Origin of the sequence: Hyphomonas sp., from assembly GCF_046313735.1 — a bacterium.
Lineage (GTDB): Bacteria > Pseudomonadota > Alphaproteobacteria > Caulobacterales > Hyphomonadaceae > Hyphomonas.
On sequence record NZ_JBKBXW010000004.1, the window covers coordinates 64,876 to 90,034 of the forward strand.

General features: G+C 66.1%; 21 protein-coding genes. 8 read left to right on the top strand and 13 right to left on the bottom strand.

Going from position 1 to position 25,159, the window contains the following annotated elements:
• The first annotated feature begins 249 nt into the window (after positions 1–249).
• Positions 250–3,864 carry a peptidoglycan-binding protein gene (locus tag ACK4SV_RS03360; protein WP_409916383.1) on the top strand — a complete coding sequence of 1,205 codons (3,615 nt, stop codon included), beginning with the start codon at positions 250–252 and terminating at the stop codon, positions 3,862–3,864.
• Between the two features lie 9 nt (positions 3,865–3,873).
• Here the strand turns inward: ACK4SV_RS03360 and ACK4SV_RS03365 are convergent, their stop codons facing one another.
• Entirely contained in the window at positions 3,874–6,108 is a 2,235-nt protein-coding gene (locus tag ACK4SV_RS03365) for a beta-propeller domain-containing protein (RefSeq protein ID WP_409916384.1), read from the bottom strand.
• Positions 6,109–6,252: 144 nt separating this feature from the next.
• On the opposite strand from ACK4SV_RS03365, the gene nudC reads away from it, so the two are divergent.
• Both nudC and ACK4SV_RS03375 read left to right on the top strand, forming a co-directional pair.
• Positions 6,253–7,170, top strand: a complete 918-nt coding sequence (nudC, locus tag ACK4SV_RS03370; protein WP_409916385.1) for an NAD(+) diphosphatase — start codon at positions 6,253–6,255, stop codon at positions 7,168–7,170.
• Positions 7,171–7,273: 103 nt separating this feature from the next.
• Positions 7,274–7,516, top strand: coding sequence for a hypothetical protein (locus tag ACK4SV_RS03375; protein WP_409916386.1), 243 nt, complete (start codon positions 7,274–7,276; stop codon positions 7,514–7,516).
• Between the two features lie 113 nt (positions 7,517–7,629).
• On the opposite strand, the gene ACK4SV_RS03380 is transcribed toward ACK4SV_RS03375, so the two are convergent.
• The 3 genes from ACK4SV_RS03380 to ACK4SV_RS03390 form a co-directional block, all read right to left on the bottom strand.
• Positions 7,630–8,091 (bottom strand): YHS domain-containing (seleno)protein, encoded by a 462-nt coding sequence (locus ACK4SV_RS03380; protein WP_409916387.1) that lies wholly within the window; start codon positions 8,089–8,091, stop codon positions 7,630–7,632.
• 117 nt (positions 8,092–8,208) lie between these two features.
• Positions 8,209–8,742 carry a hypothetical protein gene (locus tag ACK4SV_RS03385; RefSeq protein WP_409916388.1) on the bottom strand — a complete coding sequence of 178 codons (534 nt, stop codon included), beginning with the start codon at positions 8,740–8,742 and terminating at the stop codon, positions 8,209–8,211.
• Positions 8,743–8,902: 160 nt separating this feature from the next.
• Positions 8,903–9,475: a carboxymuconolactone decarboxylase family protein gene (locus tag ACK4SV_RS03390; RefSeq protein ID WP_409916389.1), complete on the bottom strand. Its 573-nt coding sequence runs from the start codon at positions 9,473–9,475 to the stop codon at positions 8,903–8,905.
• Between the two features lie 138 nt (positions 9,476–9,613).
• Here ACK4SV_RS03390 and ACK4SV_RS03395 point away from each other — a divergent pair, with 138 nt between their 5' ends.
• Positions 9,614–10,519 carry a LysR substrate-binding domain-containing protein gene (locus ACK4SV_RS03395; RefSeq protein ID WP_409916390.1) on the top strand — a complete coding sequence of 302 codons (906 nt, stop codon included), beginning with the start codon at positions 9,614–9,616 and terminating at the stop codon, positions 10,517–10,519.
• Positions 10,520–10,556: 37 nt separating this feature from the next.
• Here the strand turns inward: ACK4SV_RS03395 and ACK4SV_RS03400 are convergent, their stop codons facing one another.
• The 3 genes from ACK4SV_RS03400 to ACK4SV_RS03410 form a co-directional block, all read right to left on the bottom strand.
• Positions 10,557–11,150, bottom strand: coding sequence for a TetR family transcriptional regulator (locus ACK4SV_RS03400; protein ID WP_409916391.1), 594 nt, complete (start codon positions 11,148–11,150; stop codon positions 10,557–10,559).
• Positions 11,151–11,584: 434 nt separating this feature from the next.
• A complete protein-coding gene (locus ACK4SV_RS03405; RefSeq protein WP_409916392.1) occupies positions 11,585–12,517 on the bottom strand; it encodes a M48 family metallopeptidase in 933 nt (310 codons plus the stop codon).
• Positions 12,518–12,605: 88 nt separating this feature from the next.
• Positions 12,606–13,118 (bottom strand): hypothetical protein, encoded by a 513-nt coding sequence (locus ACK4SV_RS03410; protein WP_409916393.1) that lies wholly within the window; start codon positions 13,116–13,118, stop codon positions 12,606–12,608.
• A 94-nt stretch (positions 13,119–13,212) separates the two neighbouring features.
• Here ACK4SV_RS03410 and ACK4SV_RS03415 point away from each other — a divergent pair, with 94 nt between their 5' ends.
• Positions 13,213–13,947, top strand: coding sequence for an MBL fold metallo-hydrolase (locus tag ACK4SV_RS03415; protein WP_409916394.1), 735 nt, complete (start codon positions 13,213–13,215; stop codon positions 13,945–13,947).
• Between the two features lie 181 nt (positions 13,948–14,128).
• On the opposite strand, the gene ACK4SV_RS03420 is transcribed toward ACK4SV_RS03415, so the two are convergent.
• The 5 genes from ACK4SV_RS03420 to ACK4SV_RS03440 all read right to left on the bottom strand — a co-directional run bounded on the left by ACK4SV_RS03420 (position 14,129) and on the right by ACK4SV_RS03440 (position 18,657).
• Entirely contained in the window at positions 14,129–15,346 is a 1,218-nt protein-coding gene (locus ACK4SV_RS03420) for a hypothetical protein (RefSeq protein ID WP_409916395.1), read from the bottom strand.
• A 1-nt stretch (position 15,347) separates the two neighbouring features.
• Positions 15,348–16,559, bottom strand: coding sequence for a hypothetical protein (locus ACK4SV_RS03425; protein ID WP_409916396.1), 1,212 nt, complete (start codon positions 16,557–16,559; stop codon positions 15,348–15,350).
• A gap of 1 nt (position 16,560) precedes the next feature.
• On the bottom strand, positions 16,561–17,772 hold the full coding sequence (locus ACK4SV_RS03430) for a hypothetical protein (protein WP_409916397.1): 1,212 nt from the start codon (positions 17,770–17,772) through the stop codon (positions 16,561–16,563).
• Between the two features lie 71 nt (positions 17,773–17,843).
• Positions 17,844–18,269: an REDY-like protein HapK gene (locus ACK4SV_RS03435; protein ID WP_409916398.1), complete on the bottom strand. Its 426-nt coding sequence runs from the start codon at positions 18,267–18,269 to the stop codon at positions 17,844–17,846.
• Positions 18,270–18,297: 28 nt separating this feature from the next.
• A complete protein-coding gene (locus ACK4SV_RS03440; RefSeq protein ID WP_409916399.1) occupies positions 18,298–18,657 on the bottom strand; it encodes a hypothetical protein in 360 nt (119 codons plus the stop codon).
• 150 nt (positions 18,658–18,807) lie between these two features.
• Here ACK4SV_RS03440 and carB point away from each other — a divergent pair, with 150 nt between their 5' ends.
• The 3 genes from carB to ACK4SV_RS03455 all read left to right on the top strand — a co-directional run bounded on the left by carB (position 18,808) and on the right by ACK4SV_RS03455 (position 23,707).
• Positions 18,808–22,086, top strand: a complete 3,279-nt coding sequence (gene carB, locus ACK4SV_RS03445; RefSeq protein WP_409916400.1) for a carbamoyl-phosphate synthase large subunit — start codon at positions 18,808–18,810, stop codon at positions 22,084–22,086.
• A gap of 71 nt (positions 22,087–22,157) precedes the next feature.
• Positions 22,158–22,631 carry a transcription elongation factor GreA gene (gene greA / locus ACK4SV_RS03450; RefSeq protein WP_409916401.1) on the top strand — a complete coding sequence of 158 codons (474 nt, stop codon included), beginning with the start codon at positions 22,158–22,160 and terminating at the stop codon, positions 22,629–22,631.
• Positions 22,632–22,645: 14 nt separating this feature from the next.
• Entirely contained in the window at positions 22,646–23,707 is a 1,062-nt protein-coding gene (locus ACK4SV_RS03455; RefSeq protein ID WP_409916402.1) for a mitochondrial fission ELM1 family protein, read from the top strand.
• 224 nt (positions 23,708–23,931) lie between these two features.
• On the opposite strand, the gene mnmA is transcribed toward ACK4SV_RS03455, so the two are convergent.
• The gene (gene mnmA, locus ACK4SV_RS03460; protein WP_409916403.1) at positions 23,932–25,113 is read right to left on the bottom strand and encodes a tRNA 2-thiouridine(34) synthase MnmA; all 1,182 of its coding nucleotides are present in this window, start codon (positions 25,111–25,113) and stop codon (positions 23,932–23,934) included.
• Between the last annotated feature and the right edge of the window lie 46 nt (positions 25,114–25,159).

The window sequence follows — 25,159 nt, forward strand, 5'->3', positions numbered from 1 at the left end:
TCTTGTTATGCCGCGCAGCTAAACCGAGCTTTCCGCGAACGTCAACGTCAATTTGCCGCTTACGCGAACGGAAAGGCGTTTCCGCCCCCTCCGGTCCCCATCGCCGGCCCCGCCCGCGCGGCGCAAGTACCGGAAAAAACAGAATTAACGCGCCCTTAAGAGAAACCCCGGCATTCCTCGCCAAGTATGAACAAATCGGCTGCCTGCCTTAACCGGCTGAAGGCGGTCCGGCGCGCGAGGATCGGCGTAATGAGTCAGACAGGCCCCTGGAGTGTGAAGGGAATCGACCAGCGGGCCCGCGAAGCGGCCCGTGAGGCCGCGCTCGCCGAAGGCCTGACGCTGGGCGAATACCTGAACCGCCTGCTGATGGCATCGGAAGATGCCGAGCATTATGAAGTGCGCGACCCCTATTATGAGGCCCCGTCCTATTCCGGCGCCGGCTATCGCACACCCCCGCGCGCACCGCGCAGCGATCCCCGCCAGCCGCATCGCAGCGAGCCGCGCCATGACGCCGCCGATGTGCTGGAGCGCCTCTCCCGCCGCATCGAGGCGACCGAGGCCCGCTCCACCCTCGCCATCACCGGCATCGACCATACCGTCGTCGGCCTCGTCGCCCGTCTTGAGACGACCGAGCAGACGACCGCCGCCATCGCCGGCCATGTCGAAGGCGTCATCGAGGAATTGCGCGCCACGCATGAGGCGCTGCAGGCCAAAGTCCGCCGCCTCGAACAGGACGACACCGCGCAGGAAAACCTCGCCGCCCTCAAGGCGCTGGAAGAAGCCCTCGGCCGCCTCGCCGCGCATGTCTATGAGGAAGCCGAACTCGCCCAGACCGAGACCACCGCCATCAAGGGCCGGGTCGAGGCCGGCTTCGCTGACCTCACCGACCGCTATGAAGGCCTCGAAACCCGCTTCGAGAAGAAGCTGTCGGAAGCAACCGCCCGGGCCAGCACCGCGATCGAACTTGCCGCCGCGCGCGCCGAGAGCCTCGTCCAGCCGCTCAGCGAACGCCTCGCTGCCGTCGAAACCGGTGTTAGCGGACAGGCCGAAGCGGACGCCGCCGCCGCCGCGCGCCTTGCCGCCCTCGAAGCCGCCCTCGCCGAGAAGCAGGACGCCGATCTCGCCGCCACTGCCCGCCTGTCAGAGATCGAAGCCAGCCTCGCCGAGCGGCGCGAGGAAGACGCCGAGACCGCCTCGCGCCTCGCTGTGCTCGAAGGCGATGTCACCGGCACGATCACCTCGATGGAAGAAACCCTGCTGCGCGTGCAGGACCGGCTGAACCGCGCCGAGACCGCGACCGATGCGGCCCTGCGCGGCCTTGAATCCACCTTCGCCCACCTTGACGAGCGCATCGGCGCCGTCGCCAGCAGCATCGAGCCGGACCTCGCCGAGCGCCTGCGCAGCGAGTTCGAGGCGCGCCTCGAGGACATGACCCAGCTGATCCGGTCGGCGGTCGACAACACCCGCCGCGAGATCGCCGGCGAGATCGCCCGCGCCGCGACCCGCGACAGCGAAGCCGTCCGGGAACTGAAGGAAGAGCTCGGCACAGTCTCCGCCCGCCTGACCGAAGTGGAGGCCCGCGATCCGGAAGAATTCATCGCCGGGGTGCGCACCGAGCTCTCCCAGCTCAACGAAACCGTCAGCCAGCAGATCGGCGCCCTCGCCGAACAGGTCGAGACACGCTTCGAGGAAAACGAGCTGCGCACGGCCGACGCCATCGAACAGGTCGGCGAACAAGTCACCGTCGCCGCCGTCCGCCTGCAGAAGCGCCAGGACGAATCCCTTGCCGCCCTCGCCGAGGAAATCAGCGCGAGCCGCAAGGATATCGACGCCCGCCTGTCCGACGCGCTCGCCACCGTCTCCGAACGCCTTGACGAGATCCACGAGGATTCCAACCGCTCGATCTCGCCGGTCCAGCGCGCCATTGCGGCGCTCGCGGCGCGCCTTGAAGGCCTTGAAGCCTTCGCGGCGCCGCCCGGCCAGCCCCTGCCGCCGCCGATTGATCTGACCCCGGAGCCCAGCGAACCGCCTGCGGCGCCTGAGCCCGCAGCGCTGCTGCCGCATACGGAAGAAGAAGACGACAGCTTCGAGGCTTTCGAATCCTTCGCCGCCGGCGAAGATGCGGAAGCCGGCACCGGCATGGACCTGCCGGACTGGGACGAGCCGGAAATGGCACCGGAAGCGGCGGCGGACGAAGAAGCTGAAGCCGCAGAGTCCAGCCCCTATGAGGACGACTTTGCGGCCATCCGGGCCGCTGCCGCGCGCCTCGCCGGCGCCGATGCGCCCTCCCCCGCGCCGGAGGAAGACGAAGACGACGCGATGTTCGGGGGCAGCGCTGATGCCTCCGCCGAAGACGAGGACGATCCGTTTGTGGATCTCGACGCGCTTGACGAGTTCGATGACCTGGCCGCCCTCGATGGCATCGATGATCTCGATGACGGCCACAGCGAGGCGCGCGAATCCGACATCTTCGACCAGGACGATGATCTGGTGTCGGACGACCCCTTCCTCGAAGCGGCGGATGAAACCTCGAGCGAAGACGGCCTGATCTCGACAATGGAATCGATCGGCGGGGACGACGCCCCGCCGAAACTCGACGAAACGACCAGCGACTATCTCGCCCGCGCCCGCCGTGCCGCCCTTGCGGCCTCGGAAGGCAATGGCAAGGCCCGCGCCGGAAACCAGAAGCGCGGCCCCGGCAAGGCGCCGCTCTATCTTGCCGCCTCCGCCATGGTGCTGACCGGCGCCGGCGCAGGCGCCTATCTCTACCTGCGCGGCAAGCAGGCCCCCGAGCCCGCCCTGTCCGCCCCGGTCGATACCTATGTCGACCCGCAACTCGCCGCTGCGCCGCCCGCCCCCGTTGAGGCTTTCGAGGCGCCCGCCGCGATCATCGATCTCGCCGCCGCGCCGGAAGGCGTTGACGCCGCCGAAGAAGACCTGTTCGACGCAGCCGTGGCTGAAACAGCCGCCCCCGAGGCGCCCGCGCCCGCGACCACCGCGCAAGAGCCCCCGCGCCTCGCCGTGCTCACGCCGGCCCGCTATCCGGCGATCCCGCCCGTCGTCACGGTCGAGACCGAGGCGAATGCCGGCAATGGCATCGCGCAATACCAGCTCGCCGTCACCCGCCGCGGCGAAGGCCGCCTTAATGAGGCAATTCCGCTCCTGCGCCGCGCCGCCCTGAAAGGCATCGCGCCCGCCCAGTATGAGCTCGGCAAGCACTATGAGCGCGGCGACGGCGTCGACCTCGATTTCATCCAGGCGCGCCACCTGATCGGCCAGGCCGCCGAGGCCGGCCATGTCGGCGCGATGTACGACTATGCCCTCTTCCTTGCCGAGGGCGAAGGCGGCCCGAAAGACGAAGCCGCCGCCGTCAACTGGTTCACCCGCGCCGCCGGCCACGGCCTCCTCGACGCAAAGTATAATCTCGGCGTCGTCCATGCCGAGGGGATGGGCACCCCGCGCAATCCGGCCGAAGCGCTGTTCTGGTTCGAGCTTGCCCGCCGCGCCGGGGATGATGCCGCTGGCCGCGAAGTGCGCAGCCTCTCTGCCCGTCTGCCGGAGGATACCGTGATCGACATGCTGGAGCGCGCCGATGGCTGGCGCGCCGCGCCCTCGCCCGGTCTCGCCAATGGCCGCTTCGGCGCGCAGAGCTGGAACACCGGCAACCCGCTGCAGGTGCGCGGCGTCCAGGTCGCGCTCGACGCCCTCGGCTACGCGCCCGGCACGGCAGACGGTGTTCTCGGCGGCCAGACCGCCCGCGCCATCCGCGAGTATCAGGCCGCCGAAGGCTTGCCCGTCACGGGCACGGTCACCCCGGATCTGATCGAGCGGCTGAACACCGGCGCGAGCAGCCGCCGGGGCTGACCCGCGCGCCTACTCGCCCAGCGGCGCCGTCAGGTCGATGCGGCGCAGCTCCTTCACCTCATCGCCCTCGCGCACGCCTTCGACAAGTTCGGAGGCGATCAGCGCGAGGATACGCCCGCCGGTAAACACCGGCCGCGCATTGCCATACCAGTCGATGCACGACACCTCGCACTCATAACCTTCATTCTCGACCGAGTCGGCTTCCTTCCGCGTTGCCTCGATCAGACCGGCGAGGGCGAGCCCGCCCGCTTCCGACACCGCCACATAGCTCATGTCCGACACCGACGACCACCACCACCAGCGCGCGGCCTGATCCGTGCGCGGAACGGTCGGCAGGCCGATCAGCCCTGCCCCCTCCGCACCAATGCTGCTGTTGAAGGCATGGCTGCGCGTCTCGCTCTCATACCGGCCTTCCAGCACCAGATGACCGGAGACATTCGGCTCGGTGCGCAGGTCAATCAGCGACACGCTGAGGCCCTTGTTATCGTGATACCCCGTCAGCGCCATGTACGGCCCGGCCCGCTCGGCGCGGATCACGTCATGCGGCAGCTCCAGAGTCACGGGCGAGACCGGATCGTCAACCGGCACGACAATGGCGCGGCTGTTGTCGCGCGTGCGCCCTTCCTGCGGCGGCCAGGTTCCCCAGCCCGCGCGCGAGCCATAGACGAGATGGTTTTCCGTGAAGCGCGCCTCATAGTCCGAAACGCCGGGACCCGGCAGGTCGAAATAGCGCCCGCCCGCCGTATCATGCAGCACCGGCCCAAGCGCGCTCAGCGGCGTATCGAAGAAGGCAAGGTCCTGCCCTTCCTTCCGGAGCCAGTTGCCGCAGGCCCGGTGGTTCCAGTTGACCAGCGCGCGGAAGGTGCCGGCATCCATATCCATCGAGAACTGGTCCTGCGGCTCACCGCGTACACCGAGCACGGACGGTGTCGCCCCGTCGATCGGCAGGCGCACCAGTGCGGAGGATACGATGTCCTGCAGGCCGGGCCGGGGCCCGTTCTCGCACAGCTCGCTGGACGCGGTCTCCCCCCGCCGCCGGGCTTCGCCGCGGCTTGGCGTCATCCACAGCCAGAAGGCATCGCGCGTCACCAGGAACTGATGTTCCTCGGTGCCGATCATCGCCGTCGCCGTGCAGGCCGGCGCCGCGCTGTCGCTCGCCCCGGCAATGTCACAGACCGTCACGGTATGGATCACCGGCGACAGCGTGCGCTGCACCGGTAGCCAGATATCCTCTGCGCGGAACAGCGGGCGTGGGGGGCTGGGCTTTTCGTCGCTCGCTGGGCCCCGCACCTTCCCCTCGCGGCGCCATTCCCGGATGACCGGCGCGGCAAACCGGTTCTGCCATTCATAGCTGGAGAGGTAGATCGGCGTATGGATGACGAGCTTCCCGTCGATCATCCGCGTCGCATAATTGGATCCCGAATAATAATCGTTCGAGGAGATGTAGAAGGTTGCCTCGCGCGTTACCTTCCCATCCTCGCTGAGCGTCAGCACCGTGAACTCGCTCGCACTCTCCCGGTAGGAATAGCCGATCACAAGGATCGTCCGGCCAGAGACGAGCATCTCGTCATACCATGTGTTTTCATTGCTCGAGCGATAGACATTCGCGCGGTCGGTCAGCTTCAGGCCCGCCTCGCCATCCGGCATCAGGTCAGTGACGAACAGCCGTCCATCCATCAGCACGACGAGGTGCTGGCCGATCTGCTTGACGATACCGCCCTCATCGACGCCGGCCTTCTGGTTGTTGGTGATCTCCGGGTTCGAACTGTCTGCCGCTGACCCGGTCACCGCTACAGACTCAGCAGCAGGCGCCGCAGAAGGCGGCGGCGGGGGCGGAGGGGGCGGCGCAGACGGCGGCGGCGGCGGCGCAGGTATTGCCCCCGCAATCGCGCCAGACATCACCGGCGGGGCCGAGGTTGGCGGCGCCGACTCGGCAACAGGCCAGGGCATATAGCGCGAAGCCAGGCTGCGCCGGTCGGCTTCCTTGCGCACCGCAATCAGCCAGTCCCGGAACTCTGCTTCCGATGTGAAGCGCGACAGCTCCGGAGAGCGCAGGTAATCCAGCGCCGGGTCCTCATACACGGCCGGGCTGACACCGTCGCGGGTCTGCTCAGTCCCTGCAAACTCCGCAAACCGATTGACCGGTCCCGTCTCTTCTTCCCCGGGCGGCGCCTCGACGGACGCGCACCCCGCCATCAGCAAGGCCATCAGCGACAGGCCCACCGGTTTCCTGAAATGTCTCATGATGTTTCGTCCGCTTCTCCTTCTCCCACTCATCCACGCGACTGAGGCAGAGTAAAGGCGCATCCGGGGCGACGCCGCGTCAGCCGCTCCAAAACCGCCGGCGCACATTTGCATCCGGCGCAAACCGGATTACCTCTCCGCGCCATGACAAACTCCAACGACATGCCGCTCGCCGCAAAACCCATCGACCGCGCCGCCCACCGGCGCAGTGACGAAGCCTGGCTCGACACCGCCATCCAGCGCAGCGACACGCTCATCCTTGTGCTGCGCAATGGCGAACCCTTCTGCGCGCCCGATGGCGGGCTGACCTGGTTCGGCCCGGAAGCGCTTCGCCTCTCCTCCGGCGCGCCGCGTCTCTTCCTCGGAGAGGACAAGGCCGGCACGCCCGTCTTCGCGCTCGACCTTCCGCCGCGCTTCGATCTCGACGCCTCGCTGATCGCCGGCACGGGCAGCTTCAACGACTTCCGCCAGGCCGCCGCGCGGATGACAGCAATGGATGCGAACTGCGCGTGCACCGCGCGCAGTCTTTTCCTGTGGCATCAGAGCCACAGGTTCTGCGCAAAATGCGGCGGACAGAACGGCGTCATTGATGCCGGATGGAAGGCGCAGTGCGCGCTCTGCGGGGCCGAACATTTTCCGCGCACGGACCCTGTTGCGATCATGCTCGCAGTGAAGGACGGGCGCGCCCTCATCGGCCGGCAGAAATTCTGGCCGCCGGGATTCATGTCCTGCCTTGCCGGCTATTGCGAGCCCGGCGAAACCATCGAACAGGCCGCTGCCCGAGAGATGTTCGAGGAAGCCGGAATCCTTTGCGATCCGTCGCAGGCAGAATACATCGCGTGCCAGCCATGGCCCTTCCCGTCTTCCCTGATGATGGGCTTCATCCTGCCCGCCGGCAACGACGAAATCCGCATCGACTCGGCAGAGCTTGAGAGCGCGCGATGGGTCAGCCGGGCGGAGATGCGCGAGATTCTGGATGGGACGCATGGGGAGCTTTTCTGCCCGCCGCCGACCGCGATTGCCCATCATATCATGAAGGTCTGGGCCCTCCGCGACGATTGATCGTGTACGGAGGGGTACAGGCTTTCTCCTGAATTGTGAATTTCAAGAGTTGATTTCTCCCGAATCGCGATATTATTGGCGGGCCATAGACAGGAGATCAGACATGGCAGTTGCAAAGAAACCCGCCGCGAAAGCGGCTCCTGCGAAGAAGCCCGCTGCGAAGGCTCCGGCGAAAGCCGCTGCCAAAGCTCCGGTGAAAGCCGCTGCAAAAGCTCCGGCGAAAAAGCCTGCCGCCAAGGCTGCTCCGGCTGCCAAGCCGGCCGCCAAGGCAAAAGCTGCTCCGGCCAAGAAGCCGGCAGTGAAAGCCAAAGCCGCTCCGGCGAAGGCCGCTGCGAAAAAGAAGTAAGTCTACGGACAATCTTCGAATTGAACGGGCGAGCCAGTCTCGCCCGTTTTTTTATGTCTTTTCAGGCACTTGCAGCGCATTTCGTATAGCCGGCCTGAACACTGCCCCAGAGTTTACCGCCGGTTGATGCGCGGCCAGTTCTGGTCGGCAGAGGAAATGAAGCCGGGAACATCCGCCTCCCATTTGCGCTGCACCGAAGCATCATAGTTCAGGTATAGCTTGCCATCGACGATCTTCCAGAAGCGCGCATCGCCCTTGGCATGATAACCCTGCGAAACCGCCCAGGCGCAGTAGCCGCCATATTGCGGTGCGAAGGCTTCCGGGTTCGCGATGAAGGCGTCGCGGTTCGCCGCCGAGGCAAAGCGGAAGATCGCCCCCATCCAGCTGGTCGTGAAATCGCGCGAGCCGCGCACCGGCTGACCCTGATTGAAATAAGCGACGGGGTCATAGCCCTGCACCGCAAGATCCGAGAACGCGCCGGTATAGATCGGCGGCTCGGCCGAAGCCGGCAACGCGATGATGAGCGGCGAGGCGAGGCCAATCGCGGCGGCGGCAAGGAGTGTACGGAGGGACATGGCAGGGACTCTCTTTCGGTTTGAAGGACAGGGCGGGCGGGGCAGAAAATTGGGGCCGCGAAAGCAGGAGGGGGGGAGGCTTTCGCGGCCCGGTGCGGAGACGCCAGTGGGGTGGGGTCAGGCGTCCGCACGCAGTCCGGCTGCGGGAGCCGGAACAGGGGTGTCAGAGGTAGAAGGTATACGGAGCACCCCAAGAATGGCGCCGCCAAGGGCAAAGAGGGTCCGGCGCTCGGCAAACAGCATCGCCAGCGAGGAGAGCCAGACGACGACCGCCATGACGAACAGTCCGCCCCCGTCATTGTTGGGGTCAATGCCCAGCGGCGTGAAGAGGTGGAAGCTCACCGCGCCGGTCATCACCGCCGCAGCGATCAGTGCACCGATGGCCCGAAGGCGGCCGAGCGCTGGCACCAGGCTCGCCAGCAGCAGCGCCGAGGCGACCAGCTCAGCCGAGCCGATGACATACTGGCTGAACAGTCCCGACTGCGCGAACAGACCCGGTGCGCCAAGACCTGCAGCCCAGGCATCGAGCTTGCCGAAGATGGTCTGTGTCTCCGGTGCGTTGGTGAATTTGAAGCGCAGGCTGTCGAGAAAGACAACCGAGGCGACGAGGCTGTAGGCCACCGGCGCAATTTTCCTGAGGTGATGGATCATGGCGGAAGCCCTCTGCTCGACTGGAGACTTTTTGCCACTTCCGGGCGTGCCCTGACAAAGCAATTACTCGTGATTGGCGACCGGCAGCGCGGTGTGATAGCCAATGGAACTGTGCAGGGCCTGCATCTTCGCGCCGCCCCGGCGACCGGCCCGTTCTGCCTCAGGCGAGGACCGTGCCCTTGCGCCCCGGCGTCCAGGCATAAGCCTCGAACTCAGGGTTCAGCGGCGTCTCCGCGATGTGGTTCACATAATTGGTGATCGTCTTCATCGCGGCATTGAGGATCACAGCCAGCATCGCCGCATCGCTCCAGCCCGCCGATCTGAACGCGGTGACATCGGCATCGGAGACAAAGCCGCGCTGGTTCACAATCCTCTGTGTGAAGACACGCAACGCCTCCAGCCGCGCATCACCAATCGGGCGCCGCTCGCGCACCGCAGCGATCACCGCATCGTCGAGCGCCTGTCCCGTCGCCATCGCCGTATGCGCCGCAACACAGAAATGGCATTCATTCTCGACACTGACGGCAATCTGCACGACCTGCGTCTCCTGCGCCGTCAGTCCCGCCTTCCCCGCAAAACCGGCGAGGGAGAGATAAGCGTCCAGCACCGCCGGGTTCGCGGCGAGTTCACCCAGCACATTCGGGACGAAGCCAAAGGATTTGCGCACACCGGCGAGCGCCGCTTTCGCGGCTTCCGGCGCGGTGGTTTCGTCATGGATGATGAGGGACGACATGAGAGGTCTTGCTTTCCGCGGTCAGGGGTTCCGGCCAGTCGGGTGGGATGACCCGTGTGCCGCCGATGACCGCAAGATGGGCGCCGCACGCCCCTCGCAGAACGCCTGCAATTGCCATATGGTTCATGCAGATTCTGCATGTGGAGACTGGAATTGGACCGGATTGATGCCATGCGCCTCTTCGTGCGGGTTGCGGACTCGGGCAGCTTCTCGCGCGCCGCGATTGATCTCGAACTCGGCCAGCCCACCGTCTCGCGCCGCATTCAGGATCTCGAATCCGCCCTCGGCGCCACCCTCTTCCAGCGCACCACACGCTCGCTCAGCCTCACCGAAGCCGGCCAGCGCTTCTATCGCCGCGCCGTCGACATCCTCGCCGACTATGAAGCCGCCGAGGCCGAGGCGCGCGGGCTGGAGCATGAGCCCGTCGGCCTCCTGCGCCTCTCCTGCGCCGCCTCGATGGGGCGGATGGTGATCGGGCCGCAGGTGCCGGAATTCCTCGACCTCTATCCGCATGTGCGCGTCGACCTGATGCTGGACGACAATTACACCGACCTCGTCGGCGAGGGCATCGACCTCGCCTTCCGCATGGGCGTGCTGCAGGATTCCAGCCTGATGGCCAAGAAGCTCGGCGAAGCCCCGCGCGCGCTCTGGGCGGCGCCGTCCTATCTCGCCAGGGCCGGCACACCGGCCCACCCGCGGGAACTGCCAGACCATCTCGCCCTCACCTTCCGCCAGGTCGCGCAGACAGAGTGGCGCCTGCAGAGCGGGCCCGAGACCCTTTCCGTCGCCGTGGACGGACGGTTCAAGGCCTCCTCCGGAGAGATGCTGCTGCAGGGCGCCGTCGCCGGGCTCGGCATCCTGCTCGGTCCCAACTGGCTGGTGCGCGAGGCCGCAAGGCGCGGCGAACTCGTCCGTATACTGCCGGACTGGTCCGGCGACCCCACACCCCTCCACGCCGTCTGGAGCGCCGGCAAGCTGCGCGGCAAGGCCAAACTCTTCGTCGACCACCTGGAATCCCGCGTCGACTTCTCCACGAACTGCTGACCGGTCCTGCTAGCGGGCTGAGGCAGCCACCCGGCTCCTATCTCAGCCCCCGCAGCAAACGTTCGAACGTGTCGAATGCCTCCTCCGGTGTGACATCCGGATGCTCCGCCGCCAGTGCAAAGCCCGCCCCGTTCAGCGCCGCCTGGAGGAGGATCGCCGCCGGGCGCGCGAGGTCCATGGGGAAATATCCCTGGCTCGCCAGGTATTGCGTACCCCGGGTGATGTTGTCCTTGCCAAGCTCGAAATCGAGGTCATGCCAGCGTGCCATTCCAAGCACGGATGGTCCGTCGATGAGCACGACCCGCCGGTAATCGGCCCGCTGCGTCCAGTCGAAATAGACCCGGCATCCGGCCAGGAACGCCGCATAGGGATCCTCGCGCGACCGGCCCGCAATCGCCCCGGCGGCCGCCTCGCCGTCCATCTCTTTCTGGAGTTGTGTCCAGACCTCTACGAATAACTCTTCCTTCCCGCCCGGGAAGTGGTGGAACACCGCGCCCTTGCTGGCCCCGGCCGCAGCCGCAATCGCATTCAGGCTGGCGCCCGCGAAACCCTCGCGGGTGAAGAATTCCCGCGCCGCGCGAAGCAGGGCCTCGCGCGTTTCCGCCGCCTGTGCTTTTGTGCGTTTTGCCATGCACCCACCCTCTTGCGCACCACCATACCAGTGGTATGTAAAAAGGGTAGCCTTTTGAGGTTGCGGGTCTCTTCAGGACTCAAGCTGCTCAACTGATTATCGCAGGCTGGGTGGGCTGGGTGGGCCCCTAGTCCGGGCCGGCCGACCGATACCCGCAGGAATTCTCCTTAACCGGGGCATTCCTGCGGTGTTTTTTTGCGCTCTTGCAGCATCCACAATCCTCACCGGCTGCCCCGCGCGAAAAAAATTTCGCGCCGCCCCCGCAAATTCCGTTGATGTTGCACCTTGTTCATCTTCGCCCCGTTAACCCTCGGTTCCGGAGGGCGCGAGGTGTTGGGGACAGACAACCTCGCCCCGCCGAGTGCAGGGTAAGACCCTCCCGGCGGCCCCCGCTTTACAGCGGGGGTCGTTTTGCATCCGGCGGTCAGGTAACCTCAGCGCAGACGCCCGCAGCGGCGCTCATATTCGGCGATCGCCTCCGGCATCCAGCGGCGGAAATTCTCCGCCCGCGTCTCGGACGCCGGATGCGTGCTCAGCCATTCCGGCGGGCGCTCGCCGCCGATCTGCCCCATCCGCTCCCACAGATCCGGCGCAACGCGCGGGTCGAAACAGGCGCGCACCAGGAGGTCGAGCCCGATCCTGTCGGCCTGCGTCTCATGCTCGCGCGAGAAGGCGAGGAAGCTGCCCTGCGCGGCCACGCCGAATGCCTGCATCACGGCCTGGCGCTGCCCGGGGTTCATGTCGCCAACGCCCACCGCCAGCGCCATCTGCCCGATCTGTATCATCTGCTGCGTGCTCATCCGCGCCGCGCCATGATGGGCCAGCGCATGGCCGATCTCATGGCCCATCACCACCGCCAGCTTGTTGACATCGGCGATGTCCTCCAGCGTCACCGGCTCATCCATATTCCCGGTGATGTCGAGGAGCCCGGTATACACCGCCACATAGCCCCCCGGCAGGCAGAAGGCATTCGGCGTGGGCGAGTCCACCACATAATACGTCCAGTCGAACCGCTCCACGACGCCCGGCATCCGGAAGCCCTGCGCCGCATAATCGCGCTCCAGCTCCAGCGCCGCCTGCTCCAGCCGCCGGCCAATGTCGCGCACGGTTTCCGTGATCTGGCGGTCTGCGCCCGTGCAGCTCGCTGCGTCGGCGCACAGCACGCGATTGCCCCGCTGCACCTCGCCTTGCAGGATCTGCAGATAGGCCTGACCGCCGAGCTGCATTTCCTGCTCGACGGTCATCGTATTGAACTGCCGGCTGCCCGGCGCGAACGGCACGTCTCGCTGGTTCGTCTGCCAGTAGACGAACAGCCCCACGAGCGCGATCAGGATGATGACGCCGCGACCGCGTAACAAATCGCCCATCTTGCCGTCCTACGGATTGCGACATTCACAGGACCTTACTACCCTGCCAAAGCCGGGCAAAAGTCAAGAATTCAGCGCGAACGCAAACTTACTGGGCAGGTCTGCTCGAGTCACAATCCTGCCAGGTCGGTTGCGTATCAGGCGCCAGATGGCGGGCGGGCCAGTACGATGTCGTGGTTCGCGGCCAATTGGAGATAGATCGCCGCGTGAAGTGATGGGCGACCTGAACCCGCCCTCCATTCGGCGGTACTGCTTTCACCCCTCCCCAGAAGCCTACGAGCTCCATGCGCTGAGTTTCATTGATCTGAACACATAGATAATGAGGTGTCTTATTGGTCGCAAAATAACGCAAATAGGTGCCGGCATCGCTCCATTCCTTATAGGTATATTCTGAAGCCGCGATGGACACATTTGCATCGCTAAACATCTGTCTTGTGCCGTGATGAGTGCCGCCTGACTGCGGCGTTACGGTTTCACAGGCCGCACAAAAAAGCAGACCTAGACTTCCGAGCGCAAGGCGCATGCACCCCCCCTGTATTTTCCAGCAAAAACAATTCAAAACCATCTCGACCCTAGGCACGGGCAGGGTGGTGTCAACCACGGAATCCTCCTTGCGGGGTATTCCACCGCCCTCATTCATGACTGCGTCCCGGTGCGAGCTTTGCGAAGCCGCCTGAACCCGCTATGTCAGGGATATGACCGAACAGACCCAAGCCCCGAAGCTCGAAATCCGGATCATTCCGGTCACCCCGCTGCAGCAGAACACCTCGATGATCTGGTCTTCCGAAACCATGGAAGGCGTCTTCGTCGATCCCGGCGGCGAGGCGGACCGGCTGATGCAGGCCGCCGAACATTTCGGCGTGAAGATCGTCGCCGTCTGGCTCACGCATGGCCATCTCGACCATGCCGGCGCGGCCACCGAGATCAAGCAGCGCACCGGCTGCCCCATCATCGGCCCGCATGAGGACGACCAGTGGCTGCTCGACGAGATCGAGGCCCAGGGCGCGCGCTATGGCATCACCGACGGCAGGAATGTGAAGCCCGACCGCTACCTGAATGATGGCGACACGCTTCAGCTCGCCGGCGAGACCTTCGGCGTCGCCCATTGCCCGGGCCACACGCCCGGCCATGTCGTCATCTATCACAGGGAAGGCGCGCTCGCCTTTGTCGGCGATGTCCTGTTCCGCGGCTCCATCGGGCGGACTGATTTTCCGCGCGGCAACCACCAGCAGCTGATCGATTCCATCACCGGCAAGCTCTGGCCGCTGGGAGACCAGATGCGCTTCGTCCCCGGCCACGGCCCCCTCTCCACCTTCGGGCAGGAGCGCCAGGACAACCCCTTCGTCGCCGACAGCGTGCTCGGCTATGGCGGCGCCGAAAAGGGCGATGCCGACGAGATCCTGCAACGGCTCTCGAAACGCTACACATAAATTTTTTTGCAAATTTTTTTGCAGAGCCGCGGAACCAATCCGCCTGGCCGGCTTTTCCCTATCATCGAACGATGAGTTTGAAGGAGTTACCGGGCGCGACTGTCCCCCCCGAGCGCCCGGATGACCCCCGAAAGGCCCTGCCTCCCCAAGCCCCTCCCTCCCCCCGGGAAGGCGGGGCCTTTCACCCCGCTTCGTCGATCCTCTGCTGGAATATCTGCTTGAGCAGCCGGTGCATCCAGTCCGGCATGCCGGGCAGCGCGGCCGCTTCCGGCGTGCGGATGTCGCCCTCCTGGAAGGCTTCGAGGGCCTTGAGGATACTGGTGCGCCCGGCCATCGTCTGCCCGGCCGCATCCGCCTCGGCGCCGATATCGCGCACCGCCGTGACGAAGGCCGCGCGCGCCGCCGTCACCTCTGAAACCTCTGCGTCCGTCACCCCGGCTGCCAGCGGGGTCCAAAACCCGCTGATCGCGAGGCCGACCGAATACACCGTGTCCAGGCTGTCCGCATTCCCCGCCGCAAACCACGCCGCTTTCGGGAGCTCCATCCTGTCTCCATAGAATTCCAGGCTGACCTTGTGTTTCCCGATCTGCTCCATCAGGGCCGTCTCGTCCGACGTCGACCAGAACGAGTACGGCGCCTCGCGCCCATCCAGATACTGCCGCGAATCCCTGTACGCTTCCCGCAGCGCCCATCGAATGCGGGACGGTTCGGAGATGTGCCCGTCCTTGACAAGCACAACCAGCTGGTCCGCCCGCTGCGTCAGCACGCCCCAGTCGAGCGGGTCGTCCGATGGCCGGCAGGCATCGGCGGCGGCATTGAGATAATTCAGCGCCGGAAAGCTCGACGTGTACCGCCAGCCGCTCGCGGTTGTGGCCATGTGCTTCACCACAAAGTCGCAGTCCAGCGGCGGCGGCGTCTCCGATACCAGCGGATGCACACGCCCCTTGTCGGCAAACCGCAGCATGGCCGCGATCACATTGCCCGCCACCTCCGCCCATTGGTTATAGGCCAGGCGAATGGCCCCATGCCGGAAATCCTCCGGCTTGTTCCGGCGGAAAAACTCGAGATGCTCATAGGCCCGCTCGACATGGCCGAAGCGCTGCGCCAGCATTGAGGCTGAAACCTCCGGGTCGGCGGCCTCATGGCGCTCGAGCAAATTGATTTCCGCACCAGCCGCGATCAGGCGGATCCAGGCCGTCTCCGGACAGGTGCGCGCCTGCGCGTCGATCCGGCTTGCAGCCGCTTGAGCTTGTCCGACCGGCGTTGCGAGCGTCAGCATGCTTTGCAGGTCCCGTGTCGCCCGCGTGATGTCCTCCGCCCCGCAGGCTTCCGCCATCGCCGCCGGCACCGTCAGCGCAGCAACGCCGGCCGCCAGCGCATATCTCAGCTTACGGATCATCTCAGTTCCCTCCCGCCGGTGCCGGCACAAGCGTGTTCATCAGCACGTCGTAAATATATTTCGGCGGCAGGTCATGGTCGGCCATGGCCAGCGCCCGCACCCGGTATTCCTGCACATCGGCGAGCGCCCTGCGCAGCACGGCTTTCGTCTCCGCCTCTTTCCCGGCCTCGCGGCCTTCGCCCAGCACTTCATAGACAAAGCGAGAGTAAAGGACGGCGCCGGACGGCTCGGTGATTTCCCCCTTCGCGATCTGCCCGGCCGCCGCCGCCCATGTCTCGCTCAGCGCCCAGGAGAGGGAGAACTGCATTGTCTCGCTGCCCAGATGCTCCGGCGCAAACCAAAGCTCCCGTGCCAGCCGCCCCGCCATCGGGTCAATGCCGCGCCGGCGCAGTTCACTGTCCAGCCGGTCCGAATTGTATTTCGAATAATGAATATCGTGCGCCCCGCCGCGCTGGTAAGCATCGCGATACGCCTGCGCCTTCAGCAGCAACTCGCGCACAGTATCAGGGTCGGTCACCGCCTCCTTGGTGACAAGCTCCGTATACGCCTTGGCCGCCACCGCCAGCGGCAGGCGGTCCCAGGTCTGCGACCCTCCCCGGCAGGCCTCCGCCGCCGCATCCATGAACGGCCGGAACACAAGGTCCGCCGCGGTCTCCATCCCACGGCTGATCGTCTGCGTGTCCGACATGATCCAGCCGGTACAGGTCATAGGTGTCTCGGCTTTCAGGTAGGGATGCACCTGCCCCGCCCGGGCAAGCTGCATGAATACCTCGATGAGGCTCGCCCGCGTGCGCGCAGCGACCTCATACTTCAGGTCGCCCCGCCCATGCGGCGTCTGGATCCCCAGCACATCCCGCCGCGCCTCGGCCTCCGCCTCCCGGTAGATATTGGAGCGCACAAAGGCGCGCTGGAGAAAGTCGAATGCCTGCTGGTTGATCTGGTTGTTGTTCCCGGCAACAAGCTGCCGATGAACCCGCAGGTCCATCTCGGCGCCCAGCGCATTGATCCACGGATCCTGCGGGCAGCGCGCGACATGGCCGTCCATATCGCTGAGCGCCGCCTGCATGTCCGTGCCCGTCCGGAGCGGGCGGATGCTGACCCCCAGCGCCTCGGCGCGCAGGCTGCCGGTGCAATCCTCCGCCGACGCGCTGCCCGCCATGATCACCAGCGCACCGAATCCGCCAAGCAGGCCATGCATCAGCTTACGGATCATCTCAGTTCCCGCCTACTGGTGCCGGCGCAGCCGCAAACGCGTTCATCAGCGCCGTATAGATAACCGCCCGTGGCGGCTCGTGCCCCGCGATGGCCGGCGCCCGCACCCGGTTTGTCTGCACATCGGTGAGCGCGTTGCGCAGCGCCGCCTTGGTCTGTTCCTCCTGCCCCGCGGCGCGTCCCTCGGCAAGCACCTCATTCGCGAAGCGCGTGTACGCCGCATCGGCCGCCGTATAGCCGAGGCCCTCGGTCTGCATCTTCGCCGCAAGCTCCGCCCAGGCCTCGCTCAGCGCATAGGCGACGGAGAATTGCATGATCTCACTGCCCAGATGCTCCGGCCGGAACCACAGCTCCCGCGCCAGCCGACCCGCCATCGGGTCAACCCCGTGCTTGCGCAGCTCCCCGTCGAGCTGGCCGGCGTCGAACTTTGAATAAAAGGCGTCGAACCCCTCCGTCGCCAGATAGGCGTCACGGTAGTCCCTTGCCTTCAGCAGCGCCTCGCCGACAGCCGCCGGATCGGTGATCGCCCCCTTCTGCACGAGGCGCAGATGCGCCTGCGCCGCCACCGCCAGCGGCGTTCGCAGCCACCCCTCCTGATTGTCCCGGCAGGTCTCGGCCGCCGCATCTATGAAGGGCATCAGCCCAAGGTCCGTGCGCGACTGTACCTGATAGCCGATTGTCTGCACGTCCGTCCTGAGCCATACATGGCAGGTCAGGGGCTCTTCAACCTTTAGGTAGGGATGCATATGCCCTGCTCGCGCCATCGCCAGGAACACGGTCATGATTTCCCGCCGCACGCCCCTGGCTGCATCATGGCTCAGCCCAGCCCGGCCGTGCGGGGTCTGGACCCCCGCCACTTCGGGGCGCGCTTCGGCTGGCGCCTCCCCATACCGGTTTGATCGGTAGAAGGCGCGATTGAGAACGTCGAACGATTGCTGGTTCATCTGGTTGTTGTTGGCATTCATGATCGTCGAATAGACCCGGAAATCCATCGCCGCGCCCAGTGCATTGAGCCAGGCATCCTCCGGGCAGCGGTCCACCAGCGCATCCATATCCGTAAAGGCCGCCTGCAATTCGGCGCCGGTCGTCACCGGCCGCACGCTCACCCCCAGCGCCTCGGTGCGCGCGCCTGCGCAATCCTCTGCCGCAGCGCTGCCTGCCGCCACAACCATCGCGCCCAGCAGCGCCGCCACCAGCCGTTTCAAGCGTGCCATACGCGTCCCTCTGTCTTCGTCCCTCGGGGCAATCTGGCGGAGTTCGACCCCGCCTTCCAGCCCCTTGCCGCTCACTTCACCTCGGAGGCGATGATGAATTGCGGCGCCTCCACAAAGCCCATGAACTGGCCCATGATCGACTGCACCGTCTCTCCGGCCATATCCTCGGCGATGAAGCCGTCGAGATCGGGAATCGTGAAGGCCTCGATATAGGCGACGCCCGAACTGCCCTCACCGATCAGCAGCCGCTCGGCCCGCCAGGTCCGGAAATCCTGCACCCGCGCAAGGCCCCGCATCGCCGGGTAATCGGTCTCCACCACCCAGCGCTCGAAATCCGCGGGGCTCACCCCCTCAGCGAGGGTATAGAGCAGGAACAGGTTCGGCTGCGCCGTCGCCTCGGCCTGCACGGCCGGTGCTGCAGCCGGCGCACAATCGCGCGCATGATCCCCGCAGGCTGCCAGCGCCAGCGCCGCAGCGCTCATCATCATCCATTTCATTTCGTGTCCCTCTCGCCTGAAACCTATCTCACCGCCGCCGCCGGTTGGCCGAGGACTGCGCCGCCGCGATCCCGCCGCAGACATCGCGCGCGTCCACAGGCCGCTCCTCGGCCACCGCGAACACCAGCGCCATCAAGAGCCCGCCCCGCACATCCCGCGCCGACGGGCCGAGGCCGCGCACATCCATCCCGGTCTTGCGCTCCACATAGCGTTCAGCCGCCCGGTTCATCGCCTGATCGGCAGCCACCCCCGGACATGTCGCAGAGGCATAGGCCGGGTAATCGGGTGTGGAGCGGTATCCCTGCGCGAGGTCCGTGGCGCAGCCGGTGATCAGCAGGGTCAGGCCTGCGGCGGATGCGACGGATGCGGCTGCCAGGGCTCTCGGCATGGTGCGTTCCTCCTGCCTTTTGGGGTAACATGCACCCGGTTGCCCCGCCTCCCCCTGATCCGGGGGCCCGGCATACAGCTTCCGCCTTGCCCCGGCGCCCGACTCCCTGCTATCGGGCAGCCGTTTGACCGCGAGGAGAGAGAGCCCCCCATGCCGAAGCGCACCGACATCTCTTCCATCCTCGTCATTGGCGCCGGCCCCATCATCATCGGCCAGGCCTGCGAGTTCGATTATTCCGGCGTCCAGGCGGTGAAAGCCCTCAAGGCCGAAGGCTACCGTGTCATCCTCGTCAACTCGAACCCGGCAACGATCATGACCGATCCGGAGCTGGCGGATGCGACCTATATCGAGCCGATCCTGCCGGAGATCGTCGAGAGAATCATCGCCGCCGAACGCCCCGACGCGCTGCTGCCCACCATGGGCGGCCAGACCGCGCTCAACTGCGCGCTCGACCTGCATTATGCCGGCATCCTGGAAAAATACGGCGTCGAGCTGATCGGTGCCAAGGCCGAAGCCATCGAGATGGCCGAAGACCGCAAGCTCTTCCGCGAGGCAATGGACCGGCTCGGCCTCGAAAACCCCCGCGCCGCCATCATCGCCTCACCGGAGCTGCCCGCCGAGCCCGGCAAGCCGCGCCGCTATGACCGGCTCGCGGGCCTGCGCATGGCGATGGACGCGCTGGAAACCGTCGGCCTGCCCGCCATCATCCGCCCGGCCTTCACCCTCGGCGGCACCGGCGGCGGCATCGCCTACAATGTCGAGGAATACGAGGAAATCTGCCGCTCCGGCCTCGCCGCCTCGCCGACCGCCCAGATCCTGATCGATGAAAGCCTGCTCGGCTGGAAGGAATACGAAATGGAGGTCGTCCGCGACAAGGCGGACAATTGCATCATCATCTGCTCCATCGAGAATATCGATCCGATGGGCGTGCACACAGGCGACTCGATCACCGTCGCCCCGGCCCTGACGCTGACCGACAAGGAATACCAGGTCATGCGCAACGCCTCGATCGCGGTGCTGCGCGAGATCGGCGTCGAGACCGGCGGCTCCAACGTCCAGTTCGCCGTCAATCCGAAAGATGGCCGCCTCGTCGTCATCGAGATGAACCCGCGCGTCTCGCGCTCCTCCGCCCTCGCCTCCAAGGCCACCGGCTTCCCGATCGCCAAGGTCGCCGCGCGCCTCGCGATCGGCTACACCCTCGACGAGCTCGACAATGACATCACCGGCGCAACGCCCGCCTCCTTCGAGCCGACAATTGACTATGTCGTCACCAAGATCCCCCGCTTCGCCTTCGAGAAATACAAGGGCGCAGACCCCGTCCTGACGACCGCGATGAAATCCGTCGGCGAGGCCATGGCCATTGGCCGCTCCTTCCAGGAGAGCCTGCAGAAAGCCCTCTGCTCGCTCGAAACCGGCCTCTCCGGCCTCAACGACATGCCCTTCGAGGATGAAAGCGCCCTGCGCCAGGCGCTCGGCATCCAGTCGCCCGACCGGCTGCGCGTGATCGCCCAGGCCTTCCGCATGGGCCTCAGCGTCGAGGACGTGCAGGCCGTCACCTCCTTCGACCCGTGGTTCCTCCGCCAGATCGAGGACATCGTCGCCACCGAAGCAGGCGTCCTCGCCAACGGCTTGCCGCAGACACCCGCCGAGATGACCGCCCTTAAGGCCAAGGGCTTCTCCGACAAGCGCCTCGGCGAGCTGACAGGCCATACCGAAGGCTGGATCCGGGGCCTGCGCCAGACAATGGGCGTGCGCCCGGTCTACAAGCGCATCGACACCTGCGCCGCCGAATTCGCTGCAAAGACACCCTACCTCTACTCCACCTACGAACACGCCCCTTTCGGCAATCCCGCGCCGGAGTGCGAATCCGCGCCCACCGCCCGCAAGAAAGCCATCATCCTCGGCGGCGGCCCCAACCGGATCGGCCAGGGCATCGAGTTCGACTATTGCTGCTGCCATGCCGCCTTCGCGATGGAAGACCTCGGCATCGAATCCATCATGGTCAACTGCAACCCGGAAACGGTGTCCACGGACTATGATACCTCCGACCGCCTCTATTTCGAACCGCTGACCATCGAGCACACGCTCGAGATCATGCACAAGGAACAGTCCGCAGGCGAACTTCTCGGCGTCATCGTCCAGTTCGGCGGCCAGACGCCGCTGAAACTCGCCGGCCCGCTGTTCGAGCACAGTATCCCGATCCTCGGCACCAGCCCGCATTCGATTGACCTTGCCGAAGACCGCGAACAATTCGCCGCCCTGCTCGACCGGCTCGGCATCGCCCAGGCGCCGTCGCGCACCGCGCGCAGCGTGGACGAAGCCCGCGTGAAAGCCCATGAGATCGGCTATCCGGTCATGCTGCGCCCCTCCTTCGTCCTTGGCGGGCGCGCCATGGAAATCGCCCGCAATGATGACGACCTCGCCAAATTCGCCGCCGAGGCCCTGCAGGTCTCGGGCGACGCCTCGCTCTTCATCGACCGCTACCTCTCCGACGCCATCGAAGTCGATGTCGATGCCATCTGCGACGGCGAACGCGTGCATGTCGCCGGCATCATGGAGCATATCGAGGAAGCCGGCGTCCATTCAGGCGACTCCGCCTGCGCCCTGCCGCCCTTCACCCTCTCGCCCGCGCTGCAGCAGCGCCTCGCAGACCAGACCGCCGCCATCGCCCGTGCGCTGAATGTCCGGGGCCTGATCAATATCCAGTTCGCGGTGAAGGGCGAGGACATCTACGTCCTCGAAGCCAATCCCCGCGCCAGCCGCACCGTGCCTTTCGTGGCCAAGGCCACCGGCACACCCATCGCCGCCATTGCCGCCAAGGTCATGGCCGGCGAGCCGCTCACCGCCTTCGACCTCTCCCGCGCCCATCCGCGCCGCATCGCCATCAAGGAAGCCGTCTTCCCCTTCGCCCGCTTCCCCGGGGTCGACCCCCAGCTTGGCCCGGAAATGCGCTCCACCGGCGAAGTCATGGGCTGGGACGATGATTTCGGCATGGCCTTCCTCAAGAGCCAGCTCGGCGGCGGCGTGCGCCTGCCTTCCGAAGGCACGGTCTTCATCTCGGTGCGCGACGGCGACAAGGCCGGCGCCGTCGAAGCCGCCCGCGGCCTCGTCGATCTCGGCTTCTCGATCCTCGCCACCTCCGGCACCGCCGCCCATCTGGAAAGCCACGGCATCCCCGTCGGGCGGGTCAACAAGGTGCTCGAAGGCCAGCCCCACATTGTCGATGCGATGATCAATGGCGATGTCCAGCTGGTCATGAACACGACCGAGGGCGCCGCCTCCCTCGCCGATTCCGGCTCCATCCGGCGCACGGCCGTTGCGCGCAAAATACCCTATTTTACAACGCTTTCAGCCTCTCTGGCCGCTGTAAAAGCCATCGCCAGCCTCAAATCACAGGAAATCTCCGTCCGCGCCTTGCAAAGCGCCTGACGGGGCACCACTTGACGCCCTTGATTTTTGCGACAACGTTTTTTGCCGCTTTGAGATGAGGAAACCTCACGATGGAACGCATTCCGATGACTGCCGAAGGCCATGCCGCGCTTCAGGCCGAACTGAAGGTGCTGAAGTCCGTGGAGCGTCCGAGCATTATCGCGGCGATCTCCGAGGCGCGCTCGCATGGCGACCTGTCGGAGAATGCCGAATACCATGCCGCCAAGGAGAAGCAGAGCTTCATCGAAGGCCGCATCAGCGAGCTCGACGACAAGCTCGCACGCGCTGACATTATCGACATCTCCAAGCTCTCCGGCACGAAGATCCGCTTCGGCGCCACCGTCACGATCATTGATGTCGATACGGAGGAAACCTTCACCTACAAGATCGTGGGTGAGGACGAAGCCGATGTGAAAGCCGGCAAGATCTCGATCACCTCGCCCATCGCCCGCGCCCTGATCGGCAAGGAAGAAGGCGACGAGGCCGAGGTCGCCGCCCCCGCCGGCGCGCGTGCCTACGAAGTCTCCAAGGTCGTCTACAAGTAAACGGGGACAGGCCAATGGGCACGCTCGGGCCTTCAGTCTGGGCGGTGTCCGATGGCCGCGCCGGCAATGCCGCGCAGGCGCGGGCGCTGGCCCAGGCGCTTGGCGCCACCTCCCGCTGGATGAAGATTGCGCACATCCCGGGCGAGGGTCACCGCGAGGCACCCCTCACCCTCACCCCCCGCGCGCCCTGGCTCTGGCTGCCGGCAGACCGCTGGCCCGCCCCGCTGAAATCCCTTCCGCAAGCTCAGCGGGCGGAGCTTCAGCCGCCCTGGCCCACCGTCTGGATCGCCGCCGGGCGCCGCTCGGCCGCGCTGACGAAATATGTCCGCGAAGCCTCCGGCGGGAAGACCTTCACCATCCAGATCCTCGACCCCCGCGTCGATCCGTCGAATTTCGACCTGCTGGTCGTGCCCGAACATGACCCCGTCAGCGGCCCGAATGTCGTGCGCACCGTCGGCTCGGCTGCGCATTTCGCGCCCGAAATGCTGGAGGATGCTGCCCAGGCCTTTGCTCCGCTGGCGGATGAACCGGGCCGCGCGGCCCTCGTCATCCTCGGCGGCGACTCCCGGGTCCACACCTTCACCGAAGCCGCCGCCACGCGCCTCGAAGGCCAGCTGCGCGCGCTTGCCGCTGCCGGCTGGCGCCTGCGCATCACAGCGTCCCGGCGCACGCCCGTGCCCATCGCTGCCCGCTTCCGCAAATTCGCAGGCGACACCGGCGCCCTCTTCTGGGCCGGCCCGCAGGACGGGCCCAACCCCTACCTTGCCTGGCTCATTTTCTCACAGGCCGCCATCGTTACCGAAGACAGCGCCAACATGCTGTCAGAAGCCGCCTGGCACGGCCTGCCCGTCCACATCGCCCGCCTCGAAGGCCAGTCGGAAAAGTTCAACCGCCTCTATGACGGCCTCCTGAAACGCGGCGCCGCCCGCTGGTTCACCGGCACGCTCGATCAGTGGACGTACGAACCCTTGCGCGAAGCAGACCGCGTCGCCGACCTGATCGTGACCAAATTGCTGGAGCGCCACCCCGCCCCCGATTTCGGCACCGGCTTCACCGCCCCCGACTGGCTGGAATAGTCGCCCACCCCTCCCCCGTCATCCCGGAAAGCGCGCAGCGCTTATCCGGGACCCAGCGGCCCCAGCACCGAAACCCATCCGTGTACGTCACTCTCGACCGGCGGAGCCGGTCTGAGAGCCCATCTCCCCACGCCCCCGAGCGTGCTCCGGCAATAGCTCAGGAGATGGGCGCCCAGATGCGCTCATGCGCATCGGGCGTGACGAACGCTCTCTGCAAACAGCACCTAAGCCGCCACCACGCGCTCATCCGCCGGCAGTGTGCGGGCAATGAACCCCCCGCCGAGGATGCGGCTGCTGCCGCCCGCATCATAGAGCACCGCCGCCTGACCGCGCGCGACGCCCTCTTCCGGCACATCGAAAAAGATCGCCGGCACGCCGTCCTCGAAGCCCAGCCGCGCGGCCACCGGCTCCCTTGTCGACCGTACGCGGACGAGCACAGCCATGCCCGCTGCCGCTGCGTCCTCAAGGCGCCCGCTGCCCAGCCAGTTCAGCTCCTCCAGCAGCAGCCCGCGCGTCATCAGCGCCTCGCGCGGGCCCACGATCACCCGGCGCTGCGGCGCGTCGATCTTGACCACGAACAAAGGCTCGCCCGTTGCCACGCCAAGCCCGCGCCGCTGGCCGATGGTGTAATGGATCACGCCCTCATGCGCCCCCAGCACGCGGCCATCAAGATGCACGATCTCGCCCCCGCGTCCCGATCCCGGGCGCAGCTTCTCGACCACCTTGGCATACGAGCCTTCCGGCACGAAGCAGATATCCTGGCTGTCAGGCTTTGCCGCGACCTCCAGCCCGAACGACTCCGCCAGCGCGCGAACCTCCGCCTTCGGAAGGTCTCCGAGCGGAAAGCGCAGGAAATCCAGCTGCTCGCGCGTCGTTGCGAACAGGAAATAGGACTGGTCGCGTCCCGCATCCCGCGCGCGGTGCAGCTCCGGCCCGTCCGGCCCGTCCACGCGGCGGATGTAATGCCCCGTCGCCAGACAATCCGCCCCCAGATCTTTTGCGGTGCGCAGGAGGTCTGCAAACTTCACGGTCTGGTTACAGCGGATGCACGGAATGGGCGTCGCGCCCGACAGGTAGGTGTCGGCGAAATCCTCCATCACCTGCTCGCGGAACCGGCTCTCATAATCGAGCACATAATGCGGAATGCCGATCCGGTCGGCCACATTGCGCGCATCATGGATGTCCTGCCCGGCGCAGCACGCGCCCTTCTTCTCGATCGCCGCGCCATGATCATAGAGCTGCAGCGTGATGCCGATCACGTCATAGCCCTCGGCCTTCAGCATCGCGGCGACCACGGAGGAATCCACCCCGCCCGACATCGCGGCGACCACCCGGGTCTCGCCCGGCGCCTTTGCAAATCCAAGGGAATTCACGCGGCCGCGAGGCCACAGCGCCCGATCACTCATCTCACACTCCCACCGGGTTCAAGGCCCGAAGCAGCTACAGGAGACC

Coding starts and splice junctions, on each gene's coding strand:
- ACK4SV_RS03360 (WP_409916383.1), top strand. CDS start 250: ATGAGTCAGACAGGCCCCTGGAGTGTGAAGGGAATCGACCAGCGGGCC.
- ACK4SV_RS03365 (WP_409916384.1), bottom strand. CDS start 6,108: ATGAGACATTTCAGGAAACCGGTGGGCCTGTCGCTGATGGCCTTGCTG.
- nudC (WP_409916385.1), top strand. CDS start 6,253: ATGACAAACTCCAACGACATGCCGCTCGCCGCAAAACCCATCGACCGC.
- ACK4SV_RS03375 (WP_409916386.1), top strand. CDS start 7,274: ATGGCAGTTGCAAAGAAACCCGCCGCGAAAGCGGCTCCTGCGAAGAAG.
- ACK4SV_RS03380 (WP_409916387.1), bottom strand. CDS start 8,091: ATGTCCCTCCGTACACTCCTTGCCGCCGCCGCGATTGGCCTCGCCTCG.
- ACK4SV_RS03385 (WP_409916388.1), bottom strand. CDS start 8,742: ATGATCCATCACCTCAGGAAAATTGCGCCGGTGGCCTACAGCCTCGTC.
- ACK4SV_RS03390 (WP_409916389.1), bottom strand. CDS start 9,475: ATGTCGTCCCTCATCATCCATGACGAAACCACCGCGCCGGAAGCCGCG.
- ACK4SV_RS03395 (WP_409916390.1), top strand. CDS start 9,614: ATGTGGAGACTGGAATTGGACCGGATTGATGCCATGCGCCTCTTCGTG.
- ACK4SV_RS03400 (WP_409916391.1), bottom strand. CDS start 11,150: ATGGCAAAACGCACAAAAGCACAGGCGGCGGAAACGCGCGAGGCCCTG.
- ACK4SV_RS03405 (WP_409916392.1), bottom strand. CDS start 12,517: ATGGGCGATTTGTTACGCGGTCGCGGCGTCATCATCCTGATCGCGCTC.
- ACK4SV_RS03415 (WP_409916394.1), top strand. CDS start 13,213: ATGACCGAACAGACCCAAGCCCCGAAGCTCGAAATCCGGATCATTCCG.
- ACK4SV_RS03420 (WP_409916395.1), bottom strand. CDS start 15,346: ATGATCCGTAAGCTGAGATATGCGCTGGCGGCCGGCGTTGCTGCGCTG.
- ACK4SV_RS03425 (WP_409916396.1), bottom strand. CDS start 16,559: ATGATCCGTAAGCTGATGCATGGCCTGCTTGGCGGATTCGGTGCGCTG.
- ACK4SV_RS03430 (WP_409916397.1), bottom strand. CDS start 17,772: ATGGCACGCTTGAAACGGCTGGTGGCGGCGCTGCTGGGCGCGATGGTT.
- ACK4SV_RS03435 (WP_409916398.1), bottom strand. CDS start 18,269: ATGAAATGGATGATGATGAGCGCTGCGGCGCTGGCGCTGGCAGCCTGC.
- ACK4SV_RS03440 (WP_409916399.1), bottom strand. CDS start 18,657: ATGCCGAGAGCCCTGGCAGCCGCATCCGTCGCATCCGCCGCAGGCCTG.
- carB (WP_409916400.1), top strand. CDS start 18,808: ATGCCGAAGCGCACCGACATCTCTTCCATCCTCGTCATTGGCGCCGGC.
- greA (WP_409916401.1), top strand. CDS start 22,158: ATGGAACGCATTCCGATGACTGCCGAAGGCCATGCCGCGCTTCAGGCC.
- ACK4SV_RS03455 (WP_409916402.1), top strand. CDS start 22,646: ATGGGCACGCTCGGGCCTTCAGTCTGGGCGGTGTCCGATGGCCGCGCC.
- mnmA (WP_409916403.1), bottom strand. CDS start 25,113: ATGAGTGATCGGGCGCTGTGGCCTCGCGGCCGCGTGAATTCCCTTGGA.